The organism is Massilibacteroides sp. (genome assembly GCF_028705895.1).
Lineage (GTDB): Bacteria > Bacteroidota > Bacteroidia > Bacteroidales > Tannerellaceae > Massilibacteroides.
Window position 1 is genome coordinate 21,237 of the sequence record NZ_JAQWCQ010000041.1, and the last position, 11,335, is coordinate 32,571.

The 11,335-nt window shown below is 38.9% G+C and carries 5 protein-coding genes; 2 read left to right on the forward strand and 3 right to left on the reverse strand.

Translation table 11 applies throughout. The features are described from left to right. Positions 1-20: 20 nt before the first annotated feature. The 3 genes from PHT93_RS10745 to PHT93_RS10755 form a co-directional block, all read right to left on the reverse strand. Positions 21-1,190 carry a DUF1343 domain-containing protein gene (locus PHT93_RS10745; RefSeq protein ID WP_300242719.1) on the reverse strand — a complete coding sequence of 390 codons (1,170 nt, stop codon included), beginning with the start codon at positions 1,188-1,190 and terminating at the stop codon, positions 21-23. Positions 1,191-1,258: 68 nt separating this feature from the next. Beyond that, on the reverse strand, positions 1,259-3,130 hold the full coding sequence (locus PHT93_RS10750) for a RagB/SusD family nutrient uptake outer membrane protein (protein ID WP_300242721.1): 1,872 nt from the start codon (positions 3,128-3,130) through the stop codon (positions 1,259-1,261). Between the two features lie 12 nt (positions 3,131-3,142). Beyond that, the gene (locus PHT93_RS10755; RefSeq protein ID WP_300242723.1) at positions 3,143-6,493 is read right to left on the reverse strand and encodes a TonB-dependent receptor; all 3,351 of its coding nucleotides are present in this window, start codon (positions 6,491-6,493) and stop codon (positions 3,143-3,145) included. Between the two features lie 861 nt (positions 6,494-7,354). Here PHT93_RS10755 and PHT93_RS10760 point away from each other — a divergent pair. Both PHT93_RS10760 and PHT93_RS10765 read left to right on the forward strand, forming a co-directional pair. After that, positions 7,355-9,208 (forward strand): glycoside hydrolase family 9 protein, encoded by a 1,854-nt coding sequence (locus PHT93_RS10760; protein ID WP_300242725.1) that lies wholly within the window; start codon positions 7,355-7,357, stop codon positions 9,206-9,208. Between the two features lie 2 nt (positions 9,209-9,210). Continuing rightward, positions 9,211-11,335 (forward strand): xanthan lyase (locus PHT93_RS10765; RefSeq protein WP_300242727.1); only part of this gene is annotated, 2,125 nt, incomplete at its 3' end.

The following is an 11,335-nucleotide window of genomic DNA, read 5'->3' on the forward strand; positions in this document are numbered from 1 at the left end:
TATGCTATTAGGTTATGTTATTATTCGGAATAAAGCAGATAAGGCTTACGTTGTTGTTTAAATTTCTCTACATCGCCTTTCCACATCTTTTTGATTTCATCCGCTGATTTTCCTTCTTTGATCATTTTTCGAATATAGTCAACTCCGACTAACTTTTCGAAAAAGGGACGAAAAAAATGATCATCTAAATTCAGGTTATTATAAGCGTCGATTACATAAGTCAGATCAAAACCTTTCGCAAAGATTTCTTCATCAGGTACGTTTCTTAAATCAACGCCATAACAAAGACGGTCAAGCTGAGGCGGATATTTTGCACCGGGAATACTGCGAGGAGTAAAAGTGAAGTCGTATCCTTTCATATTCGGATGTCCATAAACCTGAAAAGGGAACTCTGTACCCCGTCCTAAACTAACAGGAGTTGCTTCAAACAGGCAGGTAGAAGGATAAAGGTAGATAGATTTCATGTTTGGCAAGTTAGGGGAAGGGGGGAGTGGAACCTGATACAATGTCTGATGTGTATAGTTCTTACATTTAATTACTGTCAGATCACAGACCCGGGACTGTGGCAGCCATCGCTCACCATTGGTCATCAAAGCCAACTCTCCAAGAGTCATTCCATGCACAACAGGAATTGGCAACCAACCCACACCGGATTTATGCTTCATATCTAAAATAGGGCCATCCACATAATGACCATTCGGATTCGGACGATCCAACACCAACATTTTCTTATTGTATTCAGCGCAAGCATCCATCAGGCGCACCATCGTTGCATAATAAGTATAGAACCGAAGACCGACATCCTGTATATCAATAATCATTAAATCAAACATCTCCATAGACTCTTTACTTGGCTTCTGCCCTTCACCTCCATAAAGAGAACGAATAGGAACACCCGTTTTAGAATCGACCGAACTGGCCACATGCTCACCCGCATCAGCATCCCCGCGAAAACCGTGTTCCGGAGAAAAGATAGCAACAACATTAAACTTATTCCTCAATAGTAAATCCAGCAAATGCTCCTCGCCAACCATCCCCGTATGATTAGACATAATAGCAATACGCTTATTCTTTAATACAGGAAAGTATTCCTTCGTCGATTCAGCCCCCACAATCACCCAGCCTTTCTGACCAAAAACAAAAGAACACGAGAGAAAACAAACGAGTGTAATCAGATAAATGTGTTTCATGGTATTCCTTTTTTTAAAGAAGTTGCCTCAATAATAATTGAAGCAACTTCTGATAATTACAAATATAACTATTCCCAACCAGGATTTTGTCCTATTGTATATCCCGCATCGGAATATTTATTTATTTCCGTTAGGGGAACAGCTCTCAAATAATTACGTTCTGAGTTCAGTTCTCCTTTAACAAACGAACGATGAGCTGTTTTATCTCCCGTATAGTAATAAAATGCGATATAACCTTCTTTCGTTTCATCACCATCCGGATTATATAATTTTACGCCACTGTTAATACCCGGATAATCAGATTTCTTAATCCATGCACCAAGAACTATATCGGAAATCTGTCCGTTCTTCTGCGTATTCAGATATTCGTATTTTGCCCACCTGTTCAGGTCAGCACTTCTTCGTCCTTCCATTACAAGCTCTATACGGCGTTCACGGCGAATTTCCCATAATACCGGATCGATATCGATGTCTCGTTGAGGATCGTTTATTATAACTCCGTTTACGCTTAATGCATTTCCAGCCAATGTAACTTGTGGTAACGAACGGGTTACACTTGGTGTTTCTCCCCATTTAGTTAATTGCCGTTGCCTGATTCGGTTAATAGAGATATCCAAGTCGTTTTGCGTAAACACCTCTCCTCCTACAAGAGAAACTTCATAACGAGCTTCTACATAATTCAACAAGACTTCAGCGTAACGAATAACAGGAGCATCAACCGGACTTAACAATCCCGTGATGTATGATTCATTATCAGCCAACCATTTTTCGTTCAAGAATTTCTTTGAAACATATCCTGTTGGAGAAGTAGCAGAATGCAAACCGGAATTCATTATACGAAGAGAATCTACAAATGTATCATATAATCTGGGGTCTCTTTCCTGGAATGAGTTTTGAACACTCGGATCATTCTTTCCTTTATACAAAGGTGATTGCGAAATAGGCAACCCATCAACACACAAATAACTATCAATTAAATCTTTGCCTACACCACCTAACTCTTGATCCTCTTTCGCATTATAAGCCAACAAAGCATTATGCGATAAACCGGACACATACTCGCGATAAAAAACAATTTCCGGATTTCCTGCAAGAGATTCACTTGAGAATAATGCATTGTACGTATTTCCAATTTTAAAATTTCCCGAATTGATTACTACATTTGATCCTTTGATAGCACCCTCAAGATAACGTTTGATCGTAGCGTTATCTACCGCATTAGAAGAAGTACCGACTGTGGTTCCGTGGTACTTTGCCCAAGTTCCATGAAACAACATCCAACGCGACATAAAAGCGCCTACCACGTATTTATTTACCTGTAATGTTCCATCATCAGCTCTGACATTTTCTACCGCGTAATCGAAATCTTCCAGAATCATATCAACTACAGATGTTCTCGAATCTCTGTCCTTATATAAAAGATCACGTTGATCCGGTCCCGGAGCAATATCGTAAGCCGGAATATCTCCAAATTCTTTCACGAGAGTGCTATGTGCTAATGCCCTGAAGAAACGACCAACCCCAGTCCAATGTTGTTTGGCAGATTCTTCGATATTCATAGTCGGGATCTTTTCCAACATAATATTTGCCTTTCTCAGCATTTCATATTGTTTTTTCCAGACTACATTATTATTGGGAGCAGACGTATTGGTTGCCGGAAAATAAAAACGTTGAGCACGGTCTGTTCCCGTAGCTGTAGATAACATAAAATCATCGTTATAAGAATCTCCGGAAAAATACCCACCAAATAATCTATAATCCTGTGCATATCCTTCAAAATAGGTTACATAAAAATCCTGTGAATAAGAACGCAAATTTGTTTCGTTAACCCAGAAGTTTTCGTTTGTGAGTTTATCTAATGGCTCTTTGCTCAGATAATCTTCACATCCAAAAGAAGTAAGGATAGATAAAAATCCTATATAAATTATATATTTTTTCATATTGTATTGATTTTAAAGCGTGATTTGTAAACCAAAAGACAATGTTCTCTGATAAGGATAGCTTCGTCCGAAATTGCGCGAGTCAGCACTTGTACCAACGTATCTAACATCTATTTCCGGATCGATATCAGGTTTGACATTATCAAACTCAAATAAATTTTCACCCGTAAAATAGACTCTCAAATTACTGATATGCGCTTTACTCAACAAAGTATTCGGTAAAGAATAACCGATTGTCAATGTTTTCAAACGCATATAAGCCATATTTAAAAGATAGCGGTCATTTACAGCATAATTCCACTTTGCCGCCTGACCATAGATCGTTGGGCGAGGATAAAACGCGTCAGTGTTTTCTGGTGTCCAGTAATCATCTGATCCATTATAGTAAGGTTCACCCGATGTATAACCCGGCAGTACCTGATTACCCATAGCCCAAAGTTTACGTTGACCTACACCCTGAACAAACATATTAAAGTCAAATCCCTTATACGCTGCTCCAATAGTGAAGCCATATTGGTAACGAGGGAACATATTACCGATCACAGTCTGGTCACGTGTATCCTCTGTACTTTTTGCATTAGAAATTTTACCGTCTCCATCTATATCTTTATATAGCACATCGCCTGGTTGTAAAGTAATACCACCCGAGAAGATTTCCGATTGATCCGGCAAACCGGCTTTCAATGTTCCGTCAGCATTAAAATCAGATTCTTGTAACAAACGATCTACTTTAAGTCCCCAAATATCTCCTAATCTCATTCCTTCTTTATAGAATTTACTTGAGAACCAGCCATTACCATTACCATCATACGTAGGAACATTTGTATTTTCCGCCCATTTAGTCACTTCTGTATAATAATCTGTTATTTGTCCACCAAGATTTATTGACAACCCATTTTCAAAATCATGTCTAAAGTCCACAGCCAACTCCCAACCCGGTGTTTCTAACTCACCAAAGTTTTGCTTGGGAGCATCTGCTCCTAAAGTTAAAGGCAAGGTCGATGCAGCAAGTACATCTGTTGTTGTTCTTTTATACCAGTCGAAAGTCACCCCAATCTTATCATCCAAGAAACGAGCATCAAAACCTATATCAACAGTTCGTACACTTTCCCAAGTCAGAGAACTATAGGTTACAGTAGGTGTACCCACTGATGTTGTATTTTTACCGTTAATAATCCATGCATTTTTTGGATTGGCAGTCATCAAAGAGCGAAAAGCATTTGCATCCACATCCTGATTACCAATACTACCGTAAGAGGCTCTTAGTTTTAAGGAAGAAAGAGCAGGATACAGGCTTTTCATAAAATCCTCTTCGCTAACACGATACCCAACAGAAGCAGAGGGGAAGAAGCGGAATTGGTCTCCTGATGGGAATTTAGAAGATCCATCATAACGTCCGTTTATTTCAAGTAAATAACGATCTTTATATGCATAATTGATACGTCCGAAGAATCCGGCTACAGCCCAATGCGTATGCTGGCTATTGACAACTTGATCACCATATGCCAAATTTAACTCAGGAGCCGCAATACTGTACAGGCCTTTACGTTGTGCTGAGACATAGCGATAATGACTACTTTCCAAGTTACTACCGGCAATCGCCTTAAACGCATGGTCATTTATTGTTTTACTATAAGTAGCAACGGCGTTGGTGGTAAGCATCTGCGTACGGCCACGTTCTTCCTGTACATAGTCATAAGAAGAAGAAATGTAATTTCCGTACGAATTCACCATTGATTCAAGGCTACTGTGTGCACTAAAGATATTGTAAGCTTCTACCTGACCACCATATTTTTTATAACGGTTTTCTGTTGTTGTATAAACAAAATCAAGATCAAAACTCAACCCCTCTATTGGAAGTGGAGTAAAGGTCAATCCACCACCTAAACGCATATAGTCAGTTTTATTTCTCGTCATCTGCGCCTGTTCAAGTTCTGTCAAAGCGCTTCTGAAACCTTTCCCTTCATAAGTACCATATGGGTACATCGGTTGCCAACGATACAGATAATATAGATGGTCATACAGATCTGAAGCATACATGAACGGTTTATCCATATCTGTTTTTGTGTACATCGCGTTAGCACGAAGTTTCAACCAACTATTCACTTCAGTATTTAAAGTTAAACTTGTATTATAACGATCGTATTGGTCTGAGTTCACCTTAGTTAAACCTTCCTGATGAAGATATCCTAAATTGATACCATAGCTTGTCTTTCCATTACCGCCACTTACAGATAGATTATGATTTTGTTGCGGCATCCAGTCTTTAATATACATATCATACCAATCCCATGTACGATAGAAATGCATACCTGTATCATCAATCTCGAAGTCACGTCCGTACACCATTTCACGACCAAGTCCGCTACCATCCCCATATTCCTCAGACCAGGCTTTCATTCCGTCAATTGTTTTCTGATCAACAACCATATTACCAACTACATTATAGTAATTAGTTGAGCCATTACGCATCACTCCGGCCAGATTTATCTCACCTTGCTGCCATCCCGGGAGTTGAGTTGGCGTTTTAGTTGGCGTTCTCCACGCTAAATTTGTAGAATAATTAACACGTAACTTTTCATTTACTTTTTTAGCCTTTGTTGTAATAAGAATAACTCCAAATGCTGCACGTGCTCCATAAATAGAAGAAGACGCTGCATCTTTTAATACTGAAATCGATTCAATATCATCCGGATTGACATAACTAATATCCGAAATCTCCACGTTATCAACCAAAATAAGCGGATTAGAATTGCCATTAGGAGAGCCAACACCTCCACGTACTTTAATCGTTGGCGCTTTTCCAATCTCACCGGATGTTGTTGTTATTGTCAATCCCGGAACACTACCCTGAAGAGCGCGTCCGACATCAGTTATCGGACGACTTTCTAAAGTTTTATCCAAATTTACAGAAGCAACAGCTCCGGTCAGATTTTCCTTTTTCTGAATTCCATATCCAACAACAACAATCTCATCCACCATCTTAGAGTCTTCGGCCAAAACAACATCCAACACTTGAGATTGTACCACAATTGTTTGAGTTTTGTAACCTATATAAGAAAATACCAAAACTGTATTATCCGAATCCAACTCTAAAAAATACTTACCATCAAGATCCGTTATTGTTCCATTTGTAGTTCCTTTGACTGACACACTAACTCCAATTAAGGGTTCTTTATTCTGGTCAGTCACAATACCCGTTATCCTCTTCATGCTTTGTTGTGCTATAGGTAATGAGGTCTCCGTAACCGAACCTGCCTGCACATATACATTGCCAACTATTAATATAGTTAAGGCTAAAATCAGCATACGCCATAAATCGTTTTTGCTGATTTTTTTGGATTTTTTCCATGTTTTATCCATACAGAAATGTTTAAATAAAAGGTTATTACTATAGATTTGTTTTTGATGTTTATACAACTCAATTTATGTTGACGGTTTCACATTATTCATTACCTTGAAACCTATTATTTACTGGGCATTATTTTGATAGCAAATCTTAGCATTCACAATAATACAGCTTCATTTTTTATTAAAAAAGCAAAATTATATAATTTAAATCTAATTAATTTTTATACATATATATTTAGTTTTAAAAAAGCTTTTACAATTCCCATCCACACAGATAAACACAATCAATATATTTTATCTTATAGATAATCCCATCAAGAAAAGACAACTCTGCTTTTTTAGAAAAGACCAACATCCCTTACTGAAAGCACTATACTTAAGCTATATTAATCATAAACATGAGAAGAGCGAGTCAGCACGAAAAATTCTAACGAGGAACGATCAAGGCATATAAAAAAACGGTTAGAAAAAACAAAAAAAACAAGGTCTGACCACCTAAAAAAACCGAATTTAGAACACCTTGAAAATCAACAAATAAAACAACCCTGAAAATATAAAGGATATTTTTGCAAAAATAAAGGATATAATTCCAATTATAAAGGATATATTTTTTATTTAAACACTATGCTTGAAAAAACAACAAACGTGAATTCCATTTGGCCAGATTTTAAGGAGGAGGAAAAACGACATTCATTTGAACTTAAATTATATGAACAAAAAAATATAGTCGTTTTTTATCTTAAAATAAATTCCTTACTCTTTGCCACCCCGTATTTAGCTTATTTTCGTATTGATAACATAAATTATTGTTTACAATACGTAAAATATGATATTTTTGTAGAATATCATAATAAATCATTGCTCTTCGTTATCATGAAAAATCTATTCTTAATCATAGCGCTTATATCAAGTCTGCATTCATTGCTTGCCCAGGAAAGTGCGTGGATACGAGTGAACCAATTAGGATACCTACCTGATCAAACCAAGGTTGCCGTATTCATTACAACGAAGGAGGGTAAATCAAATGAGTTTATTCTTAGGGATGCTAAGACAAATGAAATGGTGTATCAGGGAGTAGGAAAAGTCGCAAACGCTGAACGTTGGGGAATGAAACAAGCTTTACGTTTGAATTTTTCTTCCTTAAAAAAGAAAGGTGGATATTATATAGAATGTAACGGAAGGCGATCTCCTTTCTTTCGAATTGCTCCTGAAGTGTATGATGGCACTGCTGATTTTCTTTTAAAATATATGCGACAACAACGGTGCGGATATAATCCCTATCTAAACGATGTCTGTCATCAACACGATGGATTTATTGTTTATCATCCAGAACGAACGGGGGAAAAGATTGATGTTCGTGGTGGATGGCATGATGCTTCAGACTATTTGCAATATTTGCCTACGTCGGCTAATGCAACATTCCAGATGATGTTTGCCTGGCAGCAGAATCCTGATACGGCTATCTTTAAAGACGAATATGGAGACGACGGAAGAAAGGGAAAGAATGGAATACCTGATATTCTGGATGAAATTCGTTGGGGGCTCGAATGGATGGAACGAATGAATCCCGATTCCGCGATTATGTTTAACCAGATAGCAGATGACAGAGATCATGCCAAGATGCGCTTACCGAACAAGGATAGCATAGATTATGGTTGGAGCGAAGGGAAAGGCCGGCCTGTCTATTTCGTGACCGGAGAGCGGCAAGGACTTGGAAAGCACAAAAACCGTACAACAGGAGTTGCCTCGACTGCAGGTAAATTTGCCTCTGCATTTGCATTGGGTGCTGATATTTTTAAAAAGATCGATCCGGATTTTGCATCTCGTTTAATCGTTAAGTCATCTCCCGCATTTCATTTCGGTGAAGCTCGCCCGGGAAACACTCAGACAGCCTGTACCGTCTCTCCCTATTTTTACGAAGAGGACAATTATGTAGATGATATGGAATTGGCGGCAGCGGTCAAATACGAACTGACAAATGACACCTATTGGCTAAAAAAGGCCGATTATTGGGGTATTTTAGAAGAAGTCACGCCCTGGATGGAATTAGGCAGGGCAAGGCATTATCAATTTTATCCTTTTGTAAATCTTGGTCATTATTATTTGGCAAAGGCTGAAGATAAGTCTATCGCTGAAAAGTATATACGTTTTATGCGTTCCGGGTTGGATTGCCTGTTAAAACGGGCAAAAGCAAATGATGATCCTTTCTTATATGGTATTCCATTCATTTGGTGTTCAAACAATCTGGTGGCTGCAGCAATAACTCAAGCAAACCTGTACAAACAATTAACTGGTGATGACACTTATGTTGAAATGGAATCTGCTCTAAGAGATTGGCTGTTGGGTTGTAACCCTTGGGGCACATCTATGATTTGTGGATTACCTGCTGGTGGCGATTTCCCGTCTATACCTCATTCTGCCTATGTAGATATACTGAATGATATCCCTTACGGAGGATTAGTTGACGGACTGATTTATAAATCCATCTATGAAGCTTTGAGAGGTATCCATCTTAAAAACGATGACCCGTATGCTCTTTTTCAATCTGGTGCGGCTGTATATCATGACGATCCCGGAGATTACTCATCAAATGAGCCCACAATGGATGGAACAGCAAGTCTAAGTTTCTATTTTTCACAAATGGAAAGTGACGGACATAAACAGACAAAACGAAAAGCAGACTCAGTAAAAAAGGATATATCTTTGAACGATTATAAACGAAAATAAAAATGGGCAGATTAGTAATTCTTCTTTTAACGGTACTTTTGTTGGGGCAAATAATTCCTGTAAAAGCGCAAATAGTATCTTCTGAGATGAAAGAGGTACTTTCTAAGAGTTTAGATTCTCTTTTACGAAAAGATCTGGCAATTGGGAAAATTTCAATTGATTCGATGTTTGTTTCTGATCGCAAAAAACAAATACGGGTATATGCAAATGAGAATTGCTCGTATGTGCCTTTTCGTCCGGAAAAAATTCAGGAAATATATCACCTGATCCAATCTCTATTACCTAAAGAACAGGCTAAATACAAAAAAGAGTTATATACAGACGGACAGCGAATAGAAGATCTTGTTCCTCTTCTCTACAAGAGTAAAAAAGAACAACGTAGGAGCAACACGTTCACCAACAAGAAAGGAACGCCATTGATCAGTCGCCTATCTACGTCTAACCATCCTGATGCAGGTTTACAAAATAAGCACATCGCACTGTGGCAGAGTCACGGATATTATTATGAATCTAAATTAGCACGATGGGAATGGCAACGGGCACGTATCTTTCAAACGGTAGAAGATTTATATACGCAATCGTATGTACTTCCTTTCTTAGTTCCCATGCTTGAGAATGCAGGTGCAACAGTATTGATTCCTCGTGAACGGGATGTACAAAAGCACGAAGTAATCGTTGACAATGACAGAATACTTAAAGGGGGTTCAATCTATACGGAACAGAACGGAGACAAGGAATGGATTGACGGAAATGGAAGTGGCTTCGCTCATCTGCAAGAGACGTATAAGGATTTTGAAAATCCCTTTGCGGACGGAACCTTCAGGCAAACGAACTCTATTAGGAAAGGTAAGGAAAGTCTGAGTGAATGGATCCCGAACATTCCCGAGAAAGGTTCATACGCTGTTTATGTTTCTTATAAAACGGTAAAAAACAGTACGGAAGACGCATTATACACTGTATTTCACCAAGGGGGCAGTTCGCAATTCCGCGTCAACCAACGAATGGGTGGCGGCACATGGATTTATTTAGGTCATTTCAGTTTTGATGAGGGACAGAATCAGTCGGGAAAGGTCGTTCTTTCAAACATCTCTTCCAAGGCTGGGAGAATAGTTACAGCAGACGGTGTTAAATTCGGTGGCGGATACGGCAATATTGCTCGGAGGGTTACTTCAGACAGTATGGCCTCCAATAATATCAAAAGCTCAGATAACCAGACGGTACAAGAAGTAAAGAAATTGCCGGCTATAGATTATCCCTATGAGACGAGCGGGTATCCACGTTTTACGGAAGCCGCCCGTTACTGGATGCAATGGGCTGGTGTGCCCGATAGTATTTACTCGGACAGCCAAGGATTGAATGATTATACCGACGACTATAAATCACGTGGGAAGTGGGTAAATTATATATCCGGAGGTTCTGCTGCAAATCCGGAACAACCGGGATTAAATATACCTATTGACATGGCATTTGCTTTCCATTCGGATGCAGGAACAACATGGAATGACTCTATTATTGGTACGTTAGGTATTTTCTGTACCGCATCCGAAAATGAAGTTTTTGCGAACAAAGCATCTCGTTACGCGTCCCGTGACTTGACAGATCTCATACAGTCTGCTATCGTGAATGATATCCGCGCTTTGTATGAACCGGAGTGGAATAGAAGAGGAATGTGGAATAAATCTTATTTTGAAGCCCGTGTACCGAATGTGCCAACCATGTTATTAGAATTGCTTTCACACCAGAACTTTGCAGATATGCGCTATGGCTTAGATCCGAGATTTCGTTTTACCGTAAGCCGTTCTATTTATAAAGGGATACTCCGGTTTATTGCTTCGCAGTATAAGGAAGAATATGTTGTTCTGCCTTTACCTGTCGATCATATGAGCCTTCGCTTTCTATCTGATGATGAAGTAGAACTAAGCTGGCAGCCCGTTGAAGATCCGCTTGAGCCTACAGCTAAAGCGGACAATTATATTATTTATACTCGCAGAGGGGATAGCGATTTCGATAACGGACGATTAATACAAGGAAACAAATTCCGTACTAAGCAGTCTCCGGGAGTCATCTACAGTTATAAGGTAACAGCCATAAACCAGGGAGGGGAAAGTTTCCCTTCTGAGATTCTTT